At 40.9% G+C, this 22,716-nt stretch carries 20 protein-coding genes and 1 pseudogene; 4 read left to right on the top strand and 17 right to left on the bottom strand.

What is annotated here, in order from left to right; genetic code table 11:
* Nucleotides 1-100 precede the first annotated feature (100 nt).
* The 4 genes from dpdH to dpdE are packed head-to-tail and all read right to left on the bottom strand — an operon-like array spanning nucleotide 101 to nucleotide 9,966.
* Complete coding sequence (gene dpdH / locus HC643_RS37055) at nucleotides 101-3,244, bottom strand: protein DpdH (protein ID WP_038073141.1); 3,144 nt, start codon at nucleotides 3,242-3,244, stop codon at nucleotides 101-103.
* Nucleotides 3,234-4,118, bottom strand: a complete 885-nt coding sequence (gene dpdG / locus HC643_RS37050) for a protein DpdG (RefSeq protein WP_167844837.1) — start codon at nucleotides 4,116-4,118, stop codon at nucleotides 3,234-3,236. Before dpdG ends, dpdH begins: the two co-directional genes overlap by 11 nt.
* On the bottom strand, nucleotides 4,115-6,646 hold the full coding sequence (gene dpdF / locus HC643_RS37045) for a protein DpdF (protein WP_050045516.1): 2,532 nt from the start codon (nucleotides 6,644-6,646) through the stop codon (nucleotides 4,115-4,117). The genes dpdG and dpdF overlap by 4 nt, the downstream gene beginning before the upstream one ends.
* A complete protein-coding gene (dpdE, locus tag HC643_RS37040; RefSeq protein ID WP_038073146.1) occupies nucleotides 6,643-9,966 on the bottom strand; it encodes a protein DpdE in 3,324 nt (1,107 codons plus the stop codon). Before dpdE ends, dpdF begins: the two co-directional genes overlap by 4 nt.
* Before the next feature lie 362 nt (nucleotides 9,967-10,328).
* Between dpdE and HC643_RS37035 the strand changes: the two genes are divergently transcribed.
* Complete coding sequence (locus tag HC643_RS37035) at nucleotides 10,329-10,985, top strand: DUF938 domain-containing protein (RefSeq protein WP_038073148.1); 657 nt, start codon at nucleotides 10,329-10,331, stop codon at nucleotides 10,983-10,985.
* 419 nt (nucleotides 10,986-11,404) lie between these two features.
* Nucleotides 11,405-11,995 (top strand): Uma2 family endonuclease, encoded by a 591-nt coding sequence (locus HC643_RS37030; RefSeq protein WP_038073150.1) that lies wholly within the window; start codon nucleotides 11,405-11,407, stop codon nucleotides 11,993-11,995.
* A gap of 356 nt (nucleotides 11,996-12,351) precedes the next feature.
* Here HC643_RS37030 and HC643_RS37025 read toward each other — a convergent pair whose 3' ends face one another.
* From HC643_RS37025 to HC643_RS37010, 4 genes and pseudogenes are all read right to left on the bottom strand, one after another.
* Nucleotides 12,352-12,588, bottom strand: a complete 237-nt coding sequence (locus HC643_RS37025) for a hypothetical protein (RefSeq protein WP_038073152.1) — start codon at nucleotides 12,586-12,588, stop codon at nucleotides 12,352-12,354.
* Nucleotides 12,589-12,626: 38 nt separating this feature from the next.
* Nucleotides 12,627-13,026: pseudogene (locus HC643_RS37020) on the bottom strand (transposase); the annotation flags it as partial.
* A 26-nt stretch (nucleotides 13,027-13,052) separates the two neighbouring features.
* The gene (locus tag HC643_RS37015; RefSeq protein WP_038073154.1) at nucleotides 13,053-13,970 is read right to left on the bottom strand and encodes an RpnC/YadD family protein; all 918 of its coding nucleotides are present in this window, start codon (nucleotides 13,968-13,970) and stop codon (nucleotides 13,053-13,055) included.
* Between the two features lie 9 nt (nucleotides 13,971-13,979).
* Nucleotides 13,980-14,336: a hypothetical protein gene (locus tag HC643_RS37010; protein WP_038073157.1), complete on the bottom strand. Its 357-nt coding sequence runs from the start codon at nucleotides 14,334-14,336 to the stop codon at nucleotides 13,980-13,982.
* Between the two features lie 106 nt (nucleotides 14,337-14,442).
* Here HC643_RS37010 and HC643_RS42305 point away from each other — a divergent pair, with 106 nt between their 5' ends.
* Complete coding sequence (locus HC643_RS42305) at nucleotides 14,443-14,565, top strand: membrane protein (RefSeq protein WP_038073159.1); 123 nt, start codon at nucleotides 14,443-14,445, stop codon at nucleotides 14,563-14,565.
* A 305-nt stretch (nucleotides 14,566-14,870) separates the two neighbouring features.
* The gene (locus HC643_RS37005) at nucleotides 14,871-16,535 is read left to right on the top strand and encodes an MBL fold metallo-hydrolase (RefSeq protein WP_038073162.1); all 1,665 of its coding nucleotides are present in this window, start codon (nucleotides 14,871-14,873) and stop codon (nucleotides 16,533-16,535) included.
* 74 nt (nucleotides 16,536-16,609) lie between these two features.
* Here HC643_RS37005 and HC643_RS37000 read toward each other — a convergent pair whose 3' ends face one another.
* From HC643_RS37000 to HC643_RS36965, 9 genes are all read right to left on the bottom strand, one after another.
* Nucleotides 16,610-16,870 carry a DUF6679 family protein gene (locus HC643_RS37000; RefSeq protein WP_237266032.1) on the bottom strand — a complete coding sequence of 87 codons (261 nt, stop codon included), beginning with the start codon at nucleotides 16,868-16,870 and terminating at the stop codon, nucleotides 16,610-16,612.
* Nucleotides 16,839-16,964 carry a hypothetical protein gene (locus tag HC643_RS42300; RefSeq protein WP_272900155.1) on the bottom strand — a complete coding sequence of 42 codons (126 nt, stop codon included), beginning with the start codon at nucleotides 16,962-16,964 and terminating at the stop codon, nucleotides 16,839-16,841. The genes HC643_RS37000 and HC643_RS42300 overlap by 32 nt, the downstream gene beginning before the upstream one ends.
* A 523-nt stretch (nucleotides 16,965-17,487) precedes the next feature.
* Nucleotides 17,488-17,709, bottom strand: coding sequence for a hypothetical protein (locus tag HC643_RS36995; protein WP_050045518.1), 222 nt, complete (start codon nucleotides 17,707-17,709; stop codon nucleotides 17,488-17,490).
* A gap of 577 nt (nucleotides 17,710-18,286) precedes the next feature.
* Nucleotides 18,287-19,099 carry a Nif3-like dinuclear metal center hexameric protein gene (locus tag HC643_RS36990; protein WP_038073165.1) on the bottom strand — a complete coding sequence of 271 codons (813 nt, stop codon included), beginning with the start codon at nucleotides 19,097-19,099 and terminating at the stop codon, nucleotides 18,287-18,289.
* 98 nt (nucleotides 19,100-19,197) lie between these two features.
* On the bottom strand, nucleotides 19,198-19,611 hold the full coding sequence (locus HC643_RS36985) for a secondary thiamine-phosphate synthase enzyme YjbQ (RefSeq protein WP_038073167.1): 414 nt from the start codon (nucleotides 19,609-19,611) through the stop codon (nucleotides 19,198-19,200).
* 48 nt (nucleotides 19,612-19,659) lie between these two features.
* Nucleotides 19,660-19,857, bottom strand: a complete 198-nt coding sequence (locus HC643_RS36980; RefSeq protein WP_050045519.1) for a hypothetical protein — start codon at nucleotides 19,855-19,857, stop codon at nucleotides 19,660-19,662.
* Nucleotides 19,854-20,351: a hypothetical protein gene (locus HC643_RS36975; protein ID WP_038073169.1), complete on the bottom strand. Its 498-nt coding sequence runs from the start codon at nucleotides 20,349-20,351 to the stop codon at nucleotides 19,854-19,856. Before HC643_RS36975 ends, HC643_RS36980 begins: the two co-directional genes overlap by 4 nt.
* Before the next feature lie 96 nt (nucleotides 20,352-20,447).
* Nucleotides 20,448-21,527 (bottom strand): glycosyl transferase, encoded by a 1,080-nt coding sequence (locus HC643_RS36970; protein WP_038073171.1) that lies wholly within the window; start codon nucleotides 21,525-21,527, stop codon nucleotides 20,448-20,450.
* Nucleotides 21,503-22,681 (bottom strand): aminotransferase class V-fold PLP-dependent enzyme, encoded by a 1,179-nt coding sequence (locus HC643_RS36965; RefSeq protein WP_038073174.1) that lies wholly within the window; start codon nucleotides 22,679-22,681, stop codon nucleotides 21,503-21,505. Before HC643_RS36965 ends, HC643_RS36970 begins: the two co-directional genes overlap by 25 nt.
* Nucleotides 22,682-22,716: the final 35 nt, after the last annotated feature.

The following is a 22,716-nucleotide window of genomic DNA, read 5'->3' as shown; positions in this document are numbered from 1 at the left end:
GGCTAGATCGTATAGTATATTAAAAAGTTTAAGAACCGCCGATAAATGCTAACGAACGCTGACGGATTGGAGTTCTGTAGAGGCGTAAAATTGCTACAGTTTACTCTTTAATTTCCGTTAGCAGGCTGTGCAATTCCTCTAACCCGTCTTGAATTGCTTGGTGACTTGATTCAACAATTGTTCCACTACCTGATTTTTGAAGTGTTTCAATCTGTTTGCGTGCTTCTTGGAGAGAAGCGTCAAGAAAATGACTCGTGCTTTTGAGAAATTCATCAGCAATTGTCATGTCTCTTTGATAATTTTTGCTCAAATACTGAAGCAGTTTATTAGTTGGCTCTGAGTTTTCTTTTTCGGTTTGGACTCGCTTCATTGTATCTAAGTAATTAGTCAATTTTGTACCATCAAACTGTTTTAAAACTTGATTGAGGTCGTCAAAACTCTTTCTTCCACGAAATACAGCGGCTCCTCTTGCGGCTTCCATTGCCTGGATTACAATATTAATGACTTCTTTTTTCTTGATATCTTCTCCTAGCTCGGATACTAGGGAATGATACATAGCGAGTTGGCGATCGCATTCTTCTTTGATGGCGAGTTCTAATAGTTCGTCTACTTGTTGACGTAATTTATGCAATTCTGAGAATTTTTCACGAACATCTTCAGGAATTTGATGTTGAGGTTGCCAAGATTTACGAACTTGTTCCAAAGGTTCTATAATTTGTACGGCATCAATAATCTGGAATGTGGAATTACTACCTTTGGTACAAGCAATTCTGCTTTTAACGATTTCTAATAGTGCTTCTCGGTTTTTCTGGTTAGACAAGGAATCATATAGCTTTTTCCAACTTGGTGCTCGATTGACATCTTCGTTTTTATTTAAATCCAGAAATAAAGAGTTAATCAGATTTTCGAGTGTATGGGTGGGATGTCCTCCCATTGTCGCTGCGATCGCAAGTAACTCCACTGCTGCTGGTACGGGATTCCACGGTTCTCCTGATTCGCGGGGGTAAAGGCGAATTTGTTCTACAAGGTATTGACTCCAGCGCTCTAGATATTTGGCGTAGGTGCGGAAATAGCGATCGCCGTTGGAGAATTTCCAATTTTTGTAGTGGCTGTATAGCAAAATACCTTGGAAAGCGATCGCAGTTTCTCTAAACTCCTTCTCGTTATTTGGGTTGAGGGGAAGGGATAACTTCACCCCGGAAATCGTCTCTCTGGTGACTTTGGGGCTGTAAAAAATAATATTTTTTTGCTTAAAAATTTTGTTAGTTCTGTCATTCCGATCGTCTTCTTGTGATTTAGGCGATCTAGCAAAACTTCCCTGAATTAACATCTCCGTATCCCATTCAATTCTTTCAATTATTGCTGGATAAAGAAATTCACGAATTAGTTTTCCTACATCTTGAGGCAGAATATCTTGATTATTCCAATTATCTAGAAGCTTAATATCTTCTGCTAGCTTATTTGAAATTTGATTTTCTTGAATAATGACAAGCTCTTTAGGTTGTACTACATAATTTTCTGTAGTATCTTCAGTACTTGGTGATATCCGATTAATTTGTGTTTGTCGTTTTATTAGCTGGATTTCTGTAGGCTTATTCTTAACGTCAAGTAGTGGTAAATTAAAAGCTGTATGAACTTCAGGCGACAAATTACAAAGTTCATTGCTATCATCCCACAAGTCTAAAAATATCTGACGGCGTTCGGCATTTGCAGAGTCCATGCGGCTAATATCATCTTTATAAAGAGTACTGAGTCTCATTTTGCCAAAATGTTGCCCCAGTCCTATGGAAGGGAAATTTCCACTTTTAATATCATCAGCCGAATTTTCTAAAGTGTATTTTAGAACATCACGAATTAGAATTCGCGGATTAAACTCACCAGGATTGACTCTTGTAAACATCTGCTCTAATGCTTTTGGTGTGAACGGATAAAAACCCATTTCATTCACATTCCCAAATCCTTGATGGCAAGCTTGGCGGTGTTCGCACTCGCTACAAGCACTGATTAGCTCATCCCTATTTTCAGAATTTGCCCAGTTTTCAATGACTTTTTCTTCTAAACGAACAGTATTGAGATATCTAGCAACAAATATTTGAATATCTGTTTGAGTAATTAAAGATTCTTCCTTGTCTATATCGATATTAAGATTGACGCTAAAGGTAACACGTTGTTGAACTGTATCAATCAAATTTTTAAAATAACCTGTAGTACAAGCCAATGCAGTACGGATAGCGCATAAGGGTTTGCTGTCTAATTGTTGACTTCGTGCGAGAACTGCTTCTAAGACTGCTCTATCAATACCCTGTAACTTGGCAAAATCTTCTATCAACAGAACTAATTCAATCTTTTTCTCTGCCAAATTTTCTCGAATTTCGCGCATTAACATTAGTAAGTCTTCTCGACCTAAATTCAAAAATTGAGTAATGGCTTCATTTAAATGAATGTTTATCCAATTGACAGTTTCTTTTTGGATTTCTTCATTATTTATTAATAAAGAATAAAAATCTCGTGCCTTTTTTCCTGCTTTTTGAATATCCAAAATATTGAGAGGTAAATCTCCAATGGAAAATTCACGCCGCTCGTTAATATCTTCAATCTTATCTTGATACCCAAGCGTATGAGTAACCAACCGATGTATAATCCCTCCGTCTTTTAACAAATGTTGTCGGAAAAAATGATCGTAGAGGAGAGCAGGTAATTCTTGTATAAGATAATCTTGAAGTTCTTGATTAGAAAGATTAGCATCCGAAGGATTTCCGTTTGCTCCTACTTGAATAGCTAAATTATTCAAAAGATGTTCGCGAGCTTGAGCCTCTGTTAATGTCTTACTTGATTGATTTAGTCGTTGACGATATTCATTAAGCTTTTCTGTCTCAATACCCGAAATATTAATAATTTTTTCGATGATATCTTTAAGATTAGTACCAATTCTAGGTATTAGCAAAACTTGACGTTGATTTGTAGACTTAATATTAGCAGCTAACCAACGAATTAGATGCGATTTACCTGTTCCTGTCTCACCTAAAACAGGTACAAAGGCAAAATCTCTTTCAGCGAGAAAATCCCTGAGAAATTTCTCTTCATCATATTTCATCAACGATGAGGCTTTAATTAAGTCCTGGCGATACATAGCTATTGGATGATGTGTCGCCAAAAATAGATGATTGGGAGGTTGAGTTGCTTCCACTTCCATCACCTTACGAACCATGTTAAGCTTCCAACAAACAAAGTTTTTAAAGGTCATACATTTTAGAGCCTAAAAGAATATGAGAAATTTGCCCATCCCAATCGACTTGGTTATTTATTTTTGGTAAAACTATCAAGTTTGCATCTGAATTTTTTTCCAGTTTTATGTATCCCTCATCTTGAAGTCTAAACAAGGCAAAAGCTGTACTTGTAGAAAGATAATTAGGTTGACGTTGACCGATCTTTTCTTCAACTTGTTCGCGAAACTTACCTGTTTCAAAAAGAGGGCATTTTTTCGCTAAGCTAATAATGAAATCTTTCAATAAAATTTCTTGATGTTCATTAAATAAATTCTTAATGTTACGCTTAAGGTAAACAGTAGGATCGGGAACTGTTACTGTTTTTCCTTTCAAAGCATGACCCCAAGCAAAACCCAGATAGCGCATCCAATCATCCATTTGCACGAAGAGGCGATCGCTTGTCATTCTCAAAAAATCGCCAACTTTTTGCTCGCTAACACGCAGTTCTACCTCTTTTTCTGTGCCAGGTGCATCATAAATATCTTGTGCTAAATACCAAGCGCAAACTCGACCAAAATCTTCTTCATCTTCGTTATTAGAAGCAAAAAATAGATGAGATAGAGTATTTGGTAATAATTGGTCTCCAAATTGAGGATTTCGAGCCTCTTCTGGTAAATCTGGGTTAATGCAAATTTCCTCATCCTCTTTGACCAATAGACCACACTTAACACTTTCTCTTAAAGCAGCATTAAACATAGGGCGTGGAGTACTTTTATCCTCGACTAATTTATCTGGAGAAAGTAGTCGTTCTAGGACTTCTTTCTTTTCTCTTTGTCCCTTAGTATGAAGCAAGTATCTAAATATGCCTCTGATTCTACTAGGGTTGGCTAAAGATGTTTTTAAAACACTCATATACTAATCTCCGTACAAAAAGTTTCAAATTTAAATTGCTTTTCTGAGAAAATATTTATAAGCAGTCGGTCTTCTCTATTTGGATCTGGTGCATTCATGGGAAGGAGAATAATACGCTGTACGCGAGATGTATGATTATTTGATAAATATCGATAATTTAAGGGTTCTCCTGGAGGATGAAAAATGAGAGTGGGAATGCGAGCCATGCGAATCGGCTCGTAACTTTCAAATAAAAAAACTAAAGTTTTGCTAATTCTATTAATATCTTTGATAAAATGTTGATGCTCTTGAGAAATGACAATATTTTTTATACCTTGCTCTATAAACCATTGAAATAATTTGCTACCCCTTCGCATCTTATTTAACTGTTCCAGGGAATCATAAAAAATAAGCATTAAATGCTCCCCAGCAAATAGGCGTTCAACCTCTGCACTTAAAAATAATTTAGGTTCGTGCCATACTGGTCTTGAAGAAGGCATAATTCCCGAAAAAGGTGTCACTCCTTCTTTTCGACAAACAGGACATCCACCACAAGCACGAGACACAACCACCGAATTTTTCACGCTCGATGTTGGGCTTTTCGTAATTGTGTAAGCCTCAGCAAAGATTTCTGATAAACAGCGCTTTGCTCGTAAAGCTTCTCTCATTAATTGCAAGTTTTTATAACTCCATCTTTGACGTTCTTGACGGAGTGGTTCTATTTTCTCTTCCCAAATATCTCGGTTGAGATGACATTCATCCAAGATGCGAATTATCCGACAATTTCTATGTTTCTCTACTGCTTCATGATATGCTGTATCTGATTCAAAGTTTTTGAAATTGGGAGGTTCTTCTGAGTCCATCTCTATTAAACCTGCTCGACTCATTAATGTGAGAGTGTGAATATTCCAAGCAGTATTTTGCGGGCTGTTCATATCTATATCTTTCTCGCGCAAAGAAGGAGGTATGTTTATCGGTACGCGAAACCCTTTTTCAGGTACTTTTGTTTTTCTATAGAACATACTTTGCCATCGTTCCATACCTCTCTCAATGCTAATTGTTGATTTTTCATTCAGGGCTTTAGCAACTTCTACATCATCGCGGGTATGTAATGTCAGTGATATCGATGCTTTACCGTCTCTACCCCCTCGCCCCACTTCTTGGTAAAAACGGTCAATATTTTCGGGAATACAAGCATGAATCACTCCCCGGACATCTGATTGGTCTACACCCAATCCAAAAGCGGAAGTTGCAACAACTATGTCAACTTTTCTTTCTCGCCAATCTTGAATGAGTTGCAATCTCTCTTCTGGAGTCGATTCACCCGTCATGACTGCGTATCTTTTGAATCCAGCACGAGATAATTCCCTCGCCCAAGCTTTGACATCAGCCACTTTTGTTGTATAGATAATAAGTGGACGTGGAAGGTGAAAAACTGCTTCAATCAGTCGTTGCGTTCTAATTTCTTCAGTTTGGCAATAAGCGAACCAGTACGCAGGTTCCGGGCGTAACTGTACGGCGGATATAACTTGAAATTCTCCTGGATCTCTAAATAAGCTTCCTAAAGTATCCACGCAAGATGCTGTTAAAGTTGCAGTTAGCAATAATGTGGTAAAGGGAGTCAGACGCAGTAAATCTCTTCGCAAGCCAGGAATTTCTTGAAATGCAGGGCGAAAATCATCGCCCCACTGTTCAATCATGTGCGCTTCATCAACGATCAGATATCTTAAAAAACCTAAATTTGCAGCTTCATAAAGAGATGATGCTAGGGATTCTATGAGACTTTCTGGAGAAGTGAAGATGATGCGTTGTGTTCCAAGACGAATTCGCTGGCGTATTTCTTGTCTCTTACGCTGTGCTTCTAAGGATTTATCGCTGTAATATGCCGTATCATGTCTGATTAACGGTCTTAATGCCCTTTCTTGGTCAATTGCAAGTGCTGTTGTCGGTACAACGACAACGCTGACACCCGCAGTTTGAGATTCTAAAAGTGCAGGAAGTTGAGCGCAAAGGCTTTTTCCTGCACCTGTAGGTAAATTTACTACCAAAGTTGATTTGGGAGGAGCCGTTAAAATCGCGTGAATCGCTTCTCGTTGTCCGAGACTGCGGTAAGCATCTAATTGCACGAGATCTAAAAACGGATCGCCTCTGACTGGTTCATAGTTACGCCGGATTGCTTCTTCACACAGTGGCGCATCTGGAGGATATTCGGTGCTAAAATCGAGCCATTCCGGTTGCCAAGAATTAGCACTAATCCAGTAATAGTCTTTTTCCTCTCCCAGAACAGTTATACCAGCTTGCTGCCAAAGATTCCGGTTGGGAAAATAGTTTCTCCGAGGGACTTTGAGCAGAGTTTGAGATGTGACGCGAAGTCGTTCATCTTCCCGTCGCAGCACATGGCGCACAAGTGAGGCGATATCTGCTGGTTTTGGTGAGTCACGCAGCGCATCAAGTAAACGTCGCTGACAGGGTTCTAAAAAACGGCTCGTATCTGTGGGGATATTACCTGTTTGTAGAATTTCTCCAAGTTCTGGGAAGGAATCAGTCATAGCTTATTTTTCCACTCAGAGGTGACGGGAGCTCGCCCGGATACAATGATGAAACCGACAGAATCAAGTCTCACCAGAGGTTGGCGAATTCCCTCTAAAATGGCTGCATTTAGAGCTTTTTCTATCTCCAATTCTTCACCTAACAAGCGATCGCTACTTTGTCTATTCAGACGCAGGCGCAGCTGTTCTTCTCGAGAACCTAACTTTTTCTCCGCAACCAGAGCGTACCGTTTGCACAAGTCGATAAAATCGGGACGACGGGCGAGTAATTCCGAAGATGTCTTGTGTGCTAGATAGCAAAACTTTTGCCATTGACTTGCATCAACAAAATCTTCAATAATTTCTACGTCTTCCTTTGCTAAATTGTAATCTCGGTATGGATAGCTTTTATTGTTATACGGACGCCGCAGTATATTTAAAAGCTTTTCATCTTCAACCAAACTCATTGGCTGGTGGCGACCATCAATAAATATAGTTTCGATAATTGGCGGAAATAAAGCATCAACACGTCGCTGCAAAATTTTGTACTTAGAAGCCCCTAACTCATTCTCTTTTAAAATTTGTTTGGCAGTTTTTAAGTTGGCTTCCACTACGTAATTGCATCGAAACCCAAACCATTCCATCCCAAGAGCTGCATCCCAAGATGCATCCGCACGCCACATGGCAAAAGCTTGACCTCGGTCATCCCAGTCTACATAACTTAAGAGGGAGTTTATCAATCCCTCTCCCAAACGAAAGAGTTTAATTCCTGGATTTTGATTGGCTACCCTGCGGTTATAAGTGCCAAATTGGTCTAGATAACTCTTAGCAAAGCGAGTTTTCAAATCATCCACGGGAACCAACGTGCGAGTTGTGGGTTGATAGCGCCGCACTTCTAATGAATTGGAATCATTGATTGGCTTAAATCCCAACGCATCGCACATCCAAGATTCAATAGCTCGTTTTATTTCTGAATGCTTTGCATCATAATTATCTAGCTCTTGAAAATACTGAGTAGCGCCTTCATCGCTTGCATCAATTTCATCTAAAGCATTTTGTTCGCTAATTTTTACGATCTCGTTCTTTATTTGTTCTTGAATTTGTTTGGTTATTTCCAACAATCCAGCCGAACCCGATTGAAACAAAACTGTTTCCAATTCTGCCATTTTTTCATCTACATAAAACTGTAAGCTCGCAATTGATTGCTGGAAAATCTCAAATCCCTCTTTCAAGACCTGATACCAAGCATTGTGGGGGCTATCTTCTAAATAGGGACCGAGCAACGCACAGGATTGAACGCCTATTTTGCTACCAATACGGTCGATTCTACCAATTCTTTGCTCTAATTGATTGGGCGACCAAGGGAGGTCGTAGTGAATTAACCAATCAGCAAACTGGAGATTGCGTCCTTCTTCTCCCGAGCGATCGCATACCAAAATAAAACAGTTTGGGTTAGTCTTGAACCTATTTATATTTTTCTCAATCTTTTCTCTTGATTCCCCAAACTGATGGCTGGCGACTGTCTCTACTCCAAAGGTATCTGACAAAGATCGCACAATTTCAGTGCAGCTTTGCACAAAACTGGTAAAAATAACAAATTTCGGAAGGACATCTTCAGAAATTGGTCGGCGAATTCTCTGCTGTATCCTTGTGAGTAATTCACCTTTATTTCTCCGAACTGAGGCTGGAAGTTTAAAGTACGCAGCTAGCTGATTCAACAGCACTGTTTTCAAAGTTTCCGTGCGTTGTCCATCTTCTACAGGTTGACGAATAATTTTGAGTAAAGACTCTAAAATCGCTTCTTCCCCTGAAAATTTGGGAGTTGCAGTCAAAATGCGAACATTCTCTTCACCAAACTCCTGGATGAGTTTAGCATGAGTTTTACTGCTTAAACGCGCAGCAATGACCTGTTCTAAAATGCCCAACCAAGTCCCAGATGCTAGGAAGAACAGCAGAAAAATCTTTTGATACTGCTCCTCATGAGGGGCGACACTACGCCATTCATCAATGAGTTCGTGGATTTCAAGCGATCGCTCATCTAAGTCATACTCTACCTTAGGCGTAATATTGCGGTCAAAAATCACATCTTCTACCGAGGCGCGACGGTTGCGAAGCATGCGACGGTGGAGCCTGTAAGTATCGCTGATGTGAGTGCGAATCGCTCGAACTATCTTATCTCGCTCAGTATCGTTTGCTTCCAAACAATTCTCCAATTTGTCTACCAGATTCAATAAATACTTATCTTCAGCAAACAGGTTGCGGAGTTGTTTGAGATTGGTTTTAAGAACAAAGGGGTTAGCGCCTTCTTTAAAAGACAGCAGCACTCTACCAATATCTTGGCGTTTTTGAACGCGATCGCAAAAACCATCTAGATCGTCAAGTTGATAAGCTGTTGGATCGAGCAAGTGAAGCATTGCGAGGAAATCTTGTTCGCGATTGACAACAGGAGTCGCAGAAAGTAATAGCAAGCGATCGCTTTTATGAGCCAGGATTTTGCAACGTTCAAAACACTTGCGTTGCAAAGAGTCGGAAGACTTTGCCATAGCAGCAATGTTGTGAGCTTCATCTAAAATGAGGAAACCCAACTTAGCATTTGGACTCAATTGACTCACATCCTCAACAGCGACTACTTTCACCCTGTTGGGAAAGTGGGAAATGTAAAACTTTTCCAACTCAGTACGCCATTGTTCTACTAAATACTGCGGAGCTATGACTGCAGCATCTCCAGAAGACTCATCCAACAGGTATTGACGAAGAATAGCTCCAGCCTCAATCGTTTTTCCCAAACCCACCTCATCCGCTAGCAGGTATCGTTGAACCGGGTCTTCCAGTACCCGTCGAACCACTTCCACTTGATGGGGATAAAGCTCAATATTTGCGCTCAACAGTCCGGTCATCCCGCGACTTACAGCACGTTGCTGAATCAAGCATTTGTAAAAAGCCAATCTTCTATCGTGGAAATAGGGTGTTTCATGACCCTTTATAGCCAAAATTTCGATAGGATTTGCCCTTAAGCGATTGCAACGGACATAAATTTCCTCTTCAGTCGCAAAGATAGTTTTCTTATCTGGTAAGTCAATTTGATAATGTTCGCTCTCTTCATCCCAAGCGGAGATTCTGCCAATTACCCAAGACTCCAGGGTGGACGACATCGTATAACACCGAGTTTGAGGCTGTAACTTAACTGCACACAACGAACTTAAGTGTAAAGTTTTTTCGATTCGCTGTCCTACCGAGCAGAAATACTCAACATTTGCATCGGCGTTAGATAATATTTCAGTAACTTTTCCTATCCCCAAATCATTGTTGCGGGACTGTACCAGTGAACCAAGCTTAATCATAGTTTTCAGTTATTCAAATGAAGTATGAGGTATGAAGTAAGTCGTAGGTCTATCAACTGATTTTTCAGCCTTCATCCTTTATCCTTCATCCTTTTTTGGTCATTAAAGTAAACATTATATACTGACAAACCCGTTTTGCTTCTGCTTCAGTTTTTCATACCCGATGCCTAATACTTGGCACTCGCAAATTCTTTTGGATGACTGTAAGAATCCGATGCTATGCTTTAAAACCTATGGCAGACGTGCTTTGTTTTAATAATATTATGGCAAGATTTAAGCCGCATTCCCATATTATGATTATTATTTTTTACAGTGTCAACCAAAAACTAAGTCAACGATAGGAAAATTAGAAACAAAGACAAATGACAAATGACGAGGCTCGAAAATACGCACCTGCAACGCAGCGTAACCGCGAACCTATTTTGGAAGTTCTTGTGAACGTACTGCCAGCGAACGGTACTATTTTGGAAGTAGCAAGCGGTACGGGAGAACACGCCGTCTTTTTTGCTCCACGCCTAAAGCCCCGTAAATGGTTACCCTCCGAACCCAATCCGCAATTACGCGCCAGTATTGCTGCATGGTCTGCAAACTTTCGGTGCGAAAATCTTTATCCACCTATTGAGATTGATGTTTGTGCGCCAGTTTGGTCAGTAGAAAAAGACGCATCACCAAGATGGTCTCATTTTGATGACTTAAATGACACACCAATAACATCCATAGTTAATATAAATATGGTACACATTGCACCGTGGTCTGCTTGCTTGGGACTTATGGCAGGTGCCAATCGCATCCTACCACCTCGAGGCATCTTATATATGTACGGACCATTTAAAGTCGATGGAAAACATACAGCCTCAAGTAATATAGCTTTTGACGAGTCATTGCGAGCGCAAAATTCAGAATGGGGCGTGCGGGACCTCAACGATGTTGTAGATACAGCGAGGACACAAAATCTGACTTTAGTAAAAACTTACCAAATGCCAGCTAATAATCTTTCCGTGATTTTTCAACGCATTTAGAATCGGAATCGGGTTTTGGCGATGTTTGTAATCGCGTCTATACAGGCGAAACCCACCTGCGTGGCTTTGAAAACCTTGATTTTTCGGCTTTACCAGCCACCGTAAATTTTGTTTGTATAGTAGCGAATTATATTAGACATCTCCAGAGATTAATTATGCGTTACCCAAAAGCTTTAGTAGGGGCGCAAGGCATTGCGCCCTTACATCTTTTTCACGCCTATGTCTATTGCCTAACACTTTTCAGATATCCTCTCAGAGTGCTCTGCGGTTGAAAAAGAATCCGTTTTCTCAATACAGTACTATATAAATAGTACATATTGAAGAATGCATAGCAGGGCGGGTGAGCACACCTACCCCACAAAAAGTCAATTTACTAAGGCTGTACAAGTTATAAACTTATTAGCTTATTGAGGTAAATTATGGTCTTACAAGTAGAAAAACGCTATTACACGCCACAGGAATATCTGGAATTAGAAGAGCAAGCAGAATTTAGAAGTGAATATATAGATGGAGAAATTATTCCAATGCCAGGAGGAACAACTAACCATAATAAAATTGCACTCAATTTTTGTAGAAAGTTTCCCTTGACACTACAAGAGAAAGATTATGAGGTATATATGGTAGACGTAAAACTCTGGATACATCGTTATCGGCTCTATACTTATCCTGATGTCATGGTTGTTAAAGAAGAACCCGTGTATGAAGGAAATAACAAAACAGCTATTACTAATCCAATGTTAATTGTTGAAGTCTTATCCAAATCGACTCAAGCCTTTGACAAAACAGATAAATTTAAATACTATCGTTCAATTCCCGCTTTTCAAGAATATATATTAATTGACCAGTATAGTTTTTCTATCGAACAATATTTCAAAAAAACAGAAGGAGAATGGACTTTTAAAGAATATGAAGGGGAAGAGGCAGTTTTAGTCTTAAATTCTGTAGATTTCCAAATAAGCTTTAAAGATATTTACGCACGGGTTAACTTTGAAGTTAGTGAAGAAGAGTGAGGTAAGTAGTGGGAAAGAAAAAAACACTATTATGTATAAAGTATCTTTATTCTGTTCGTAGTAGCGCTGTCTTCGCAAAACGCGAAAAAAGAGAAGAAAAGAGTAAAATATAAAGAATTATAAAGCCGTCGGAACCGGGTCTAAATCATCCAAGATTATAGTAGAAATTACCACGATTATCTCAAGAAATTCTACACACTCTGCGAGCTAATTTCCAACAACCTTGAACATTCGTTCAGACTTGAATGAGTAACTGCATTCACGTGCGATCGCGGTTTGCAAAGCTATCAGTTTCTTGGTGATAATATCAGTAATTGCGGCAGGCATGAAAATTGTGCATTAATTTATCGCAGTTTTCAATTGGGAGCAATACATAAAAAAGTTATGAAACCGCAGCCTGTAGCAGACCAACGCGGATAAATCTGTACTTCACTCAAGTGAAAACCGCTATAATCAATTATCTTAGGAATCGCACGTAAGAAATCGAAAGTTTTACCGGAAATGCGATCGCTTTGTTGTGTCACAGCCCCGGTTGCTTCAAAAAACCGGGGTTCTAATGTCTGCTTATCCGAGTCGTATTGGAGGTGGAACAACTCACATCATTTAAATGGCTCCCTATTTCTGTAAAAGCTTAGAACAACTGGCGCAATTCCTCTGGGTTATTGACAGTTTTTATAGCTTGCTGAATGGTTTTTAACTGCTCTAGATTGGTAATTTGAGAAATTTCTGGCATTAACTGTAATGCTTGTGTACCAAATTTCATTTCCAGAAGCATTTCAATGCTTGATAACCTCTCCTCTCGCCGTCCTCGTTCTTCACCGCGTGCTTCACCGCGTGCTTCGCCACGTGCTTCGCCGCGTGCTTCTCCCTCTTTTAATATTTCCTGATACCAAGGAGACTCTCTCAAAACTACCATATCCCACCTCATGATTTGTTGTACTGAAGCAGTATCTAATACAAAAACTAGCAAAAAACGCTAAAACCGTCTTTAACTGACGTAACTGTTCGTCAGTACGCAGAATTCGCAAAGCTTATGGCTACCAATTTTTGTAAAGCTTCAGAACAATTGGCGCAATTCATCTGGGTTATTGACAGTTTTTATAGCTTGCTGAATGGTCTTCAACTGCTCTAGATCGGTAATTTGAGAAATTTCTGGCATTAACTGTAATGCTTGTGTGCCAAATTTCATTTCTAAAAGCATTTCAATGCTTGATAACCTCTCCTCTCGCCGTCCTCGTGCTTCACCGCGTGCTTCACCGCGTGCTTCACCGCGTGCTTCACCGCGTGCTTCGCCGCGTGCTTCACCGCGTGCTTCTCCCTCTTTTAATATTTCCTGATACCAAGGAGACTCTCTCAAAACTGCCATATCCCACCTCATGATTTGTTGTACTAAAGCAGTATCTAATACAAAGCTAGCAAAAAACGCTAAAACCGTTTCTAACTGACTTAACTGTTCGTCAGTACGCAGAATTTGCAAAGCTTTTTGTATGGTAGATTGTTCTGCACCACCTTTGAGAATGGGTACAAATGGCAATAACGACGCCAAGGATTGTTGAAACACGATTTCAACATCCACCTCCCAAAGATTAATTACCCGATAATCTTGTCGTGCTTGTAAACCTGCAAAGTTGGATTGAAAGCTTGTGGGAATTGTCAGATCACCTTCTTTAAGAATGTTAATAAGTACCGGATATGTAGGAAGATCGTATTTTTCTTCGGCTAACGCTGCATAAGCCCGCATTCGTTTGGGCAGATTTGTTTTGTAGCGCAATTGTAACTCATTAAGCACGAGAAATTCTCCGTATTCAGGGTTTTGAACGCGGATTAAAACATCATTTTCACGGCTAATCCATTGAAACTCTGAGTTAATCATCTCTTTGACTTCAACGTTGGGGAGTTGAGTCACCCATTTGACCCAGTTGTCCGATGCAAGGCTTATCAGTTTCTTGGTGCTGATATCAGCAGGTTGCGGCATGAGAATATTTTACGTATTATTTCCATCATTTATCTCAGTGATTATAAGTAATAATTCGGAACTTTGAACGGAAATGCGTTCGCCTGTCTTGCATAGCATATCGATCGCGGGAGGCGGAGACTCTAGATGTGCATTCCCAGGTGGAGCCACCGGAACGAGTATTGTATGAAGTCCACGCAGGTGGTGAGTCCAGCCCGCTCCGGCGGGTTTCCCGCGACCACCGGGACTGGCGAACAAGGGAGGGACTTTGTTTGTGTAGAGGCAAATTGATTCGCCCTGCTCCTCGCACAGCCTAGCGGTATTCAAACAGTAGACAGCATCACCCAAAAAACCTAAAATAATAAGATTTGGGGTAGATTTACTCATTGCTGAATTGTCCCCAACATAGTAAAGACTTTCAGGGGATTTTTCTAAAAGCAGGAATCGCTACTATTAGAATCAGAAAGTCTTTAGAGTAGAGGGTAACAAACATATGGATGTCAAGCTGATTTTAGTTGCTTTAACAGTCATTTTCACAATTTCGTGCTTGATCTTTGGTACGAAGAACGGATTCTATGACTCAGATAACTATCATGGCAACGGTTCTGCTCATTAATTTGACCATCACCTTAATGCAATCGCTCACCATCTTAAGCTTAAAATTTGATTAAGTTTCATTACCGACTTTTTTTAAACCCAGGGCAAGTTTGGTATAGACTCTATAGGCAAGTAAAAGCCATTTCAATGCGATGGGGATGTCTAACTGAGCTTGCAAGGGGCTCTCTGTGGATGGATTTACCTTCCACAGTTTCTGTCCGGAACAAACACTTTACTTTGGTTCTCAGCCCATGCAAGTGTCCTCCCCTACAAATTTGGCTTTTGGCGATTGGCTAAAAACATGAAATTAGAGGGGAGGCAAAAATGAGCGATCGCCTATCACTATCCTCTGGGGTGGATACAAGGGGTACAGCGAGTGAGTTAGAGTGTTTGTCTTATGGTGTCCATCATGATAACGAAGGTGTTTGCTTGTTGGTGCGGATGGGACCGCACCGCATTCTGCTGGATTGTGGCTTGACGGATATCTCTCCCCTGGCAAAATCGTTGAAAAAATCAGCGCGTCGGGGAAGCACACCGCTACCAGCAGATTTAGTACTCGTCACTCACGCCCATCCAGACCATACGAGGGGGTTGTTGTCACTTCATAAAACATTTCCACTTTTACCGATATACGCCAGCGAAGTCACTAGTAAATTACTACCCCTAAGTTGGCTAGACCAAGATTTTGAGGATACCCCATCTTTTTGTCAGGCATTACCCCTACGCTCACCTGTGGAATTTAAAGATGGTTTGGTAGCAGAATTGTTTCCTGCCGGTCATCTCCCTGGAGCTGTAGCAATTCTTCTGACGTATACAACGGCAGAACGTTCCTACAAACTTTTGTACACGGGAGATTTTTTCCTATCTAACTCCCGCTTGGTCGAAGGTTTGCGTTTGGAGGAATTGCGGGGTTTGGAGTTAGATGTCCTCATTGTTGAAGGAAGTTACGGAACTTCCCGCCATCCTCACCGCCGCAGCCAAGAGAACCAACTAGCCGAAAGAATCAACCGAGCGATCGCAGATCGTCATTCCGTAATTCTACCAACCTCTACCTTGGGATTGGGTCAAGAATTGCTCATGCTTCTACGCAGCCACCACCATTTTACGGGACGGGATTTAGATATTTGGGTTGATGGCACTGTCGCTCTTGGATGTGATGCTTACCTGGAACTTCTACCGTATTTTCCAGCCTCAGTCCAAAACTTTGCTCGCCATCAACCACTGTTTTGGGATGAACGAATACGTCCTCGCGTGCGCCGAGTGCGATCCGAACAGCGTTCTGAGATCGGTCAGTTACCTTGTATTATCCTGACTGACGCTGATGCCGATTTACACGAGTACTGCGTTCCAGGAACAGGTCCTTGGTTAACTCTATTTCCAGAAAAAGCCAACATAAAAATAGATAACAGATTCGCCGAAATCACCAATATAGAAACTTACCTGCTCGCCCAACACAGTGATGGTCCCGGTACGACCCAACTCATTCACAATTTGCGACCCCAACACGTTGTTTTTGTCCACGGTTCCACCGCATACCTAGCTGATTTGACCAGTTTAGAAGAGTTACAAAACCGATACCATCTCCATTCGCCAAATGCAGGAATTTTGGTAGAGTTACCCATTGGCGAAACTTTTTTACAACCTGCACCTCCAGAAACCAATTATGAAGGCGAACTGACTGAACTAGCATCTGTTGTTACCATAACCCTTCCCGATGCGATCGCAGCCGATCCTCGTTGGCGACAATTTGCCGACACGGGTTTAATCGAAGCCCGTTGGCAAGGAGAAGAACTTGTGTTGCGGGGGCTAACACAAAGAGAACTTCTCAATCAAAATAGCGATCGTCCTGCATGGTCTGATGTAGACTGTTGCGGTACATGCCGACACCAAAGGGGACAAAGGTGTTGGAACCCCTCGTCCCCGTTATACAACTTCAAGGTAACTCTTGAAGGTTATTGCCCTGCCTTTGAACGAAATAATGATGGTTAAGAGCTAATTGCTAATTGCTAAAAATCCATTAGCAATTAGCTCTTAACCATTAGCTATTAGCTATTAGCCATTAGCTAATCTGGATTTGAATCAGTAAAGCGATTGCGGATGCGTTCTGCTTCAGGACAGTCTTCTGTTAAAAGAGGTTCGACATTGCCACGGGGGACTGATGCTAGTTTTTGAGTGACAGCACCAATGCTTTCAAGGCGAACCATTTCTTCCCAAGAGCATACTTCGTCTTCTTCTTCTGTTTCATAACGGAGGGTGACTAAATCTCCCTCAATATCGATGATACGGGCGCGTTCAATCCAGCGTTGCTGGTCCCGCAAGAACACGCATACCTCCCGCCCATCGCAACAAAGCTGATAAATCTTGCGGTGTAGCATCTATTGCTTCTGCCTTTTTAAATCTAGTTAAATCTGTCAACATTTGGGTTTTCCCGAGTGTGTGACGCCTTCTTTAGGTTCGTACAACGTTCCCAATTGAGGCGTCTGTCCTGACCCAAGCCAAAGGCTGATTTGTAGTTTTTTAGCTATGTGGGCTTTTTTGGGTCATAAAGTTTGCTGTAACTGTACCAGCTAAACTCAATCCTAGTCGGGGTGATTCAAAAAATGTTTACTTCAAATGAAGTCACATAATTCCGGATTTACCCCGACCGGATTAAAAGACTCCGGTGAGCCCTCTTTACCATTATGTAATAAAATATACTCCACAACAAAAGGTAATTGCGGTTGCTTTAGTTGCCCACTTGTAATCATTGGCATCCTTAGTAACTCTAGGGACTTTGCTTTACTTTTACCCCTATATACTCGATCTTAGCTTATTCTCTTGTGACCTTCACGTCTTTTCACCAAACAACATATTGAATAGTTCTTTTTTTTTACTTGCTACCCAATCCGAATCGTGTTTCCTATTCTCAACCATTCACCACCAACTCATCTTTCAGGCAAAATTAGCCGACTGGATTGTATACGAGAAACTCTAAAGGCATAGCTTTGCGTGAAGATGATTCTCGTTTAATCTGACCAACACGAACTGCGTCATATAGCGCTGATAAGGCTATCAAATCTTTTGATTGATAACTTCTTGCTGTTAGCACCTGGTAAAGGAGACCTTCAGATTCAACACTGAGACATCCAGTCTGGAAAGCAGATTCAACGAGTGTGCGGATCATGTGATTGGAGTAGATGTTGGTGAGTTCGTCCCTCCACTGTGGCTTTTTTTAATTTCCTTTGGTTTGATGCAAATCTATATATCTTTGTGATTTTTTCTGCATTTTTTCTGTGATTAAAGTCACACTAACTGTATGTTCTATTCATTCTCATTATACCTTATTTTTATTGAAATCATTATACACAAAGAACACCACTCTTGCCAGCATATCCTGTGAGATTTATGAGTTTTTAATTATTTATTTATACTATCTTGTCTGAGTTTTTACTGCTATTATCTGTTTTTATGTTACTACGTCTAGAGTAGCCTTGGGATACGCACACAGCACTGCACCATTATTTATGCATGAAAAAAATTTATTCACTATTCAAAACCCAAGCTTAAAAGTAGAGGGAGCAACCAGTCATTGATTTGTGAGATAGATTTCTGTTGAACTGCAGAGGACACAGAGAAAAGAGAGTTTCACGAATAACTTATGATTTCTATACTTATTATAGATAATAAACTAAAGACCACTCTTGTTTTTTCAAGAGATGGTAAATTTCAGTTAAAGTTTGCAAAAAATGAAACACAGATTTCTAAGGCGTAGATTGAAGAAATAAGCGGAAATCCTCATCTTTATGGCTCAACTGCACCCAGTCTACGTTTAAGAATTGTAACTTTTGTACTAGACGATCGCATGCAGGGCGTTCTGTTGCGTAGTGTCCGGCATCAATTAAAATGAGATTGCGATCGCGACTTTCTTGAAATTGATGAAACTTACAATCAGCAGTTAAGTAAGCTTGAGCACCTGTTTTAAGAACTGCCGAAATAAAACTAGCACCCGAACCACCCAAGACAGCAACTCTTGAAATCAGTTGTTCTAAATCTTCTGTTGGTGAGAAAATCAAATTAGGGGGTGTAAGTTTAGATTGAATTGTTATCAGTAAATTCTTTAAACTGAGGGATGAGTTGAGATTTCCCACACGTCCGTATCCCAAACTCGATTGGGTAGTGACAATAGGAGAAACTTGCTGGAGGTCTAAAATTTGAGCCAAAACATCAGCCGTTCCATCCTCAACCTGGTCAAAGTTGGTATGAGCGCTATAGATCCCAATATTATGAGTAAATGCTAACCGAACCATTTCACTGACAGCATCGCCTCTGCGTAGGGACTTAGGCGGATTAAAAATCAAGGGATGGTGAGCAAAAATCAGATTCACGTGGGTACCCGCATTGCGTAAAGCAAGCGCTTCTTGCATGACCGCTAAAGTAGGTGTTAGACACACCAATACTCGGGCGTTTTCCTGCAACACCCCAGGCTCAACTTGCCAACCGCAATTATCCCAACTTTCTTGCCAAGCTGGATTTGCCCATTCTTCAAACCAAGTTATTAATTCAGTAATTTTCATTTTTCAATTGGTTAGTAGTTAGTGATTAGTAGTTAGTAGTGAGTGGTTAGTGGTTAGTAGAACAACCAACAACTAACCACTAACAACCAAAAACTAAACTATCCAAAAATATGAACAACTAATTCTCTGACATGACTTCTTTGTCTGTGTTCCCACACATAAATTCCTTGCCAAGTACCCAAGACCAAATGACCGTTATTGATAGGTATATTTTCTGAAGTATGGGTTATAGCTGTGCGGATGTGTGCTGGCATATCATCAGGACCTTCAGCATCATGGATATAAGGAGCTGATTCTGGCACAAGTTTTGCCATAAAGTTTGCCAAATCTTTAAGTACATCTGGATCTGCATTTTCTTGAATTAGCAAACTTGCTGAAGTATGACGCAAAAACAAGGTACACAGACCTGACTCAACTCCTGATTCGGCAACTATAGCTTCAATTTTAGGGGTGATGTTGTGTAAGGATTTCCCAGTAGTAGAAACCCTAAGTAGTTTTTGATAGTGTGGCATTGTCAGCTGAAGTGTGAAGTATGAAATGTAAAGGATAAATTTTATCCTTTATTCCTTATCCTTTATCCTTTTTTCTGATTCTTCGACTTCGTTATCTAGCCATGGAGAGTCAAAGTGAGTCCATGGGAGGATAGGTTTATTTGGTAAGTTGGGGGTTAAGACTGTAATATTTGCAGGATCGGGTTTTGGCAAACGCAAGCCTCTAACCTTAGATTCTTCACCGTTAAATTGTTGAGACGAACTCATAAACGTTGTAAATTGGGCATAAAGTACACAGCTACCACGTGTAGCAAAGCCACTAAGGCAAGTCCCCAAGTAACGCCGGCAGCATAGAACAAAGATAGAGAAATGTCATTCAATGGCTGCTTGTTAGCATTATACGTCTCTACTAAGTTAACTATCATCTGCAATTGATATTCTTCAGGGTTCATGACCAAATATGTTTCCAGAAATTGTTCGTTTTCTGGATTTGGTGAGATGACAAACTGACGTGGTAGTAAAGCATTTACCAGCAAGGTAAAGTTTACTGAGAATAACACTACCTCCATAATACTAAATAAGCTAAAGACAGAAAGCAATCTGGCAATAGTTAGAACACTTAACAATGCGCTATTTGCCACAAATAAAATATTCGTCTGAGTTAGCAAAATTTGCCGTTCTTCCTTCTGCTTATCCAAAACTCGGCGCACGTCTTGAGAGGCTAGGCTCAAAGTCAGGGAAGATAGATGTTTTGGTTCCATGACAAAACAGGGAATGGGTGGATTTTAGATTTTGGATTTTGAGTTTTCTATTTTTAGATGAGTTTTTTCTCTTGTCCCCCTTGTCCCCCTTGTCCCCTATTCCCGAAAATAATCAACGACAGCATTGGCTATAATTTCATTTCCATCCTTGGCGATAGGTTGAGATTGTTTTGGTGCTTGAGGTGGTTGGTTGAGAAAACCCCAGGTTCCTTGGAAAAATTCAGATGGAGTCAGGATTTGATGAGAGTTGTAACTAGAAATACCATTAAGCAGAAAAGCCGCTTCCGCAAAATCATCACGGGTCACTGAAACAATGGGCAATCCCAATTTGGTTGCTTCCGCAAAAGTACTGTAACCCGGTTTGGAAACAACTCGCCCGCAAACAGGCATAAAATCTACGGGACGGTACTTTCGATCCGGAACTGGAATTACGTTAGGCAATTGGGGAGCAAATTTATCGAAGATAATAAATTGCCAGTCGGGGAACTTTTGCAGGTTGTGATAAGGAATTTGTTGCAAACCCAATCCACCGAAGGTCAGTAGGATAGTTTTTTCTATTGGGGCTGTGATTCCCCAAGTAGAACGCACTTCTTCTGGGGTGTAACGGGGAGAACCACCTGTTAATCCTGTATCTATGATATTTCCAAAAGCACTCATCGGTTCGTAGAACGGGAGCCGATACAAGCGATCGCATTTTGAGTAACAATCGCTTATCCAATCAGCAATTTCGATAAAGCTTCCCCCCCAATCTCTGTAAACAAAGTCCCATCCGAAGTTACTGATAGTCCAGCAAGGTATACCTGCGGCTTTGGCAATTTCACATGCAAGAAAGGGAACGTCTGCCAAGACCAGATGAACCTTATTTTGGCGAATAAAATTGACTTCAGAAGCAATGATGGAATTTTTATTTTTCTCGATCTCCAATAATTTTTCCAAAGTAGCGTCTTTATCCATCTGCAAACTATCCGCCTGCACCACACCTAAATCTAAAGCACGGGGACGTTGGATAAAATCGCCTTCGATATAGCAATCTAACAACCACCGTGGAGCCGTTGTCACCATAACAAGCAGAACGTCCGGGCATAACTTTTGAATGGTAGCAGCTACGGATGCAGTGCGGGTTGCATGACCAAAACCGTGATTGGTAATTGCTACGTATAAAGTGGGTCTTTCCATCGTTGAATCGCTTCTACTAGCCCATCGATTTCTGATTCTAAGGTAAAATAATGCACACAAGCACGCACGCAGTCGGGATCGGCTATTCTTCGGGTGAGATATCCCAGAGATTCCAAGAACTCCACGAGTTGCTGGCTAGTTTGAGGCTTGTGATGGGTCAGGCGAAAAGAGACTAAACCACTTTCTGGTGGAGAAGTACGCAAACATTCTATTTCCGACAGCCCTTGCAGGCGTTGCCAAAGATACTGACTCTTATGACAGATTTGCTGAAACCGTTCTTCTGGTGTTCCCCATTGTTGGTGAAAAGAGATTGCCTCTTTTAAACCTGCATATAACGGATAATTAGAAGTTGCTACTTCATAGCGCCGCCCGTCTGGATACCAGCCCACTGGTTTAGCTTGATTGTTGGCAACGATCCCACGCCAACCAATAAATGTGGGATGGTGATTTTCTCTTGCTTCCGGTTTCACATACAAACCCCCGACTCCACCAGGTCCGCACAACCACTTATGACCTGTAAAGGCGTAAAAATCAGCTCCCAATTCAGTTAAATTTAAAGGGAGTAAGCCAACAGATTGAGCGGCATCTATCATCACTCTGGTGTTATTCTCGTTGCACACTTTTGCTATTTTTTCAAGAGGCAAAATTTGACCGGTATTCCAAAGAACATGACTGAGTACAACAAGGCGAGTTGTTGGGCGTAAATGCTGAACGATCGCCTCGACGGGATCGCCGCCATTTAAAGTTGCCATCACAGGGCAAACAGTCACTTCAACAGCTTCTCTACGACTAATTTCCCCTGCGATCGCTATGATACCAGGGTGTTCGCAATCAGATAATAACAGGTGGTCGCCAGAATGCCAGTCAACACCCCACATAGCAATATTGCAACCAACTGTCACATCTTCTGTCAGTGTGATAGTTTCTGGTGGTGCATTTAACTCAGATGCGATCGCGACTCTAGTCGCTTCTGTTTCTTCCTCTATCCAGCGATTCACTTTTGTACCGAAAGGACCCACCTGCTGAATGTAAGCTTGAGCCTCAGTAATAGCATTCACAGCAGCTTGAGGCATTGGTCCTTGACCGCCGTAGTTGAAATAGAATTTGTTTGATAAAGCTGGGATTTGCTCTCGATGGTGATGCAGCGTACTCATTAGTGAAGCATAAAGTATGAAACACTAGTATCTTA

This window comes from Tolypothrix bouteillei VB521301, from assembly GCF_000760695.4.
In the GTDB taxonomy this organism is placed as follows: domain Bacteria; phylum Cyanobacteriota; class Cyanobacteriia; order Cyanobacteriales; family Nostocaceae; genus Scytonema; species Scytonema bouteillei_A.
Note: the sequence above shows the minus strand (reverse complement) of the source record. Positions and strands in the feature narration are given on the sequence as shown.

Excerpts from the sequence above, each read along its gene's own strand:
- dpdH (WP_038073141.1), bottom strand. The coding sequence starts at position 3,244 with ATGACCTTTAAAAACTTTGTTTGTTGGAAGCTTAACATGGTTCGTAAG.
- dpdG (WP_167844837.1), bottom strand. The coding sequence starts at position 4,118 with ATGAGTGTTTTAAAAACATCTTTAGCCAACCCTAGTAGAATCAGAGGC.
- dpdF (WP_050045516.1), bottom strand. The coding sequence starts at position 6,646 with ATGACTGATTCCTTCCCAGAACTTGGAGAAATTCTACAAACAGGTAAT.
- dpdE (WP_038073146.1), bottom strand. The coding sequence starts at position 9,966 with ATGATTAAGCTTGGTTCACTGGTACAGTCCCGCAACAATGATTTGGGG.
- HC643_RS37035 (WP_038073148.1), top strand. The coding sequence starts at position 10,329 with ATGACAAATGACGAGGCTCGAAAATACGCACCTGCAACGCAGCGTAAC.
- HC643_RS37030 (WP_038073150.1), top strand. The coding sequence starts at position 11,405 with ATGGTCTTACAAGTAGAAAAACGCTATTACACGCCACAGGAATATCTG.
- HC643_RS37015 (WP_038073154.1), bottom strand. The coding sequence starts at position 13,970 with ATGCCGCAACCTGCTGATATCAGCACCAAGAAACTGATAAGCCTTGCA.
- HC643_RS37010 (WP_038073157.1), bottom strand. The coding sequence starts at position 14,336 with ATGAGTAAATCTACCCCAAATCTTATTATTTTAGGTTTTTTGGGTGAT.
- HC643_RS42305 (WP_038073159.1), top strand. The coding sequence starts at position 14,443 with ATGGATGTCAAGCTGATTTTAGTTGCTTTAACAGTCATTTTCACAATT.
- HC643_RS37005 (WP_038073162.1), top strand. The coding sequence starts at position 14,871 with ATGAGCGATCGCCTATCACTATCCTCTGGGGTGGATACAAGGGGTACA.
- HC643_RS42300 (WP_272900155.1), bottom strand. The coding sequence starts at position 16,964 with ATGTTGACAGATTTAACTAGATTTAAAAAGGCAGAAGCAATAGATGCT.
- HC643_RS36995 (WP_050045518.1), bottom strand. The coding sequence starts at position 17,709 with ATGATCCGCACACTCGTTGAATCTGCTTTCCAGACTGGATGTCTCAGT.
- HC643_RS36990 (WP_038073165.1), bottom strand. The coding sequence starts at position 19,099 with ATGAAAATTACTGAATTAATAACTTGGTTTGAAGAATGGGCAAATCCA.
- HC643_RS36985 (WP_038073167.1), bottom strand. The coding sequence starts at position 19,611 with ATGCCACACTATCAAAAACTACTTAGGGTTTCTACTACTGGGAAATCC.
- HC643_RS36980 (WP_050045519.1), bottom strand. The coding sequence starts at position 19,857 with ATGAGTTCGTCTCAACAATTTAACGGTGAAGAATCTAAGGTTAGAGGC.
- HC643_RS36975 (WP_038073169.1), bottom strand. The coding sequence starts at position 20,351 with ATGGAACCAAAACATCTATCTTCCCTGACTTTGAGCCTAGCCTCTCAA.
- HC643_RS36970 (WP_038073171.1), bottom strand. The coding sequence starts at position 21,527 with ATGGAAAGACCCACTTTATACGTAGCAATTACCAATCACGGTTTTGGT.
- HC643_RS36965 (WP_038073174.1), bottom strand. The coding sequence starts at position 22,681 with ATGAGTACGCTGCATCACCATCGAGAGCAAATCCCAGCTTTATCAAAC.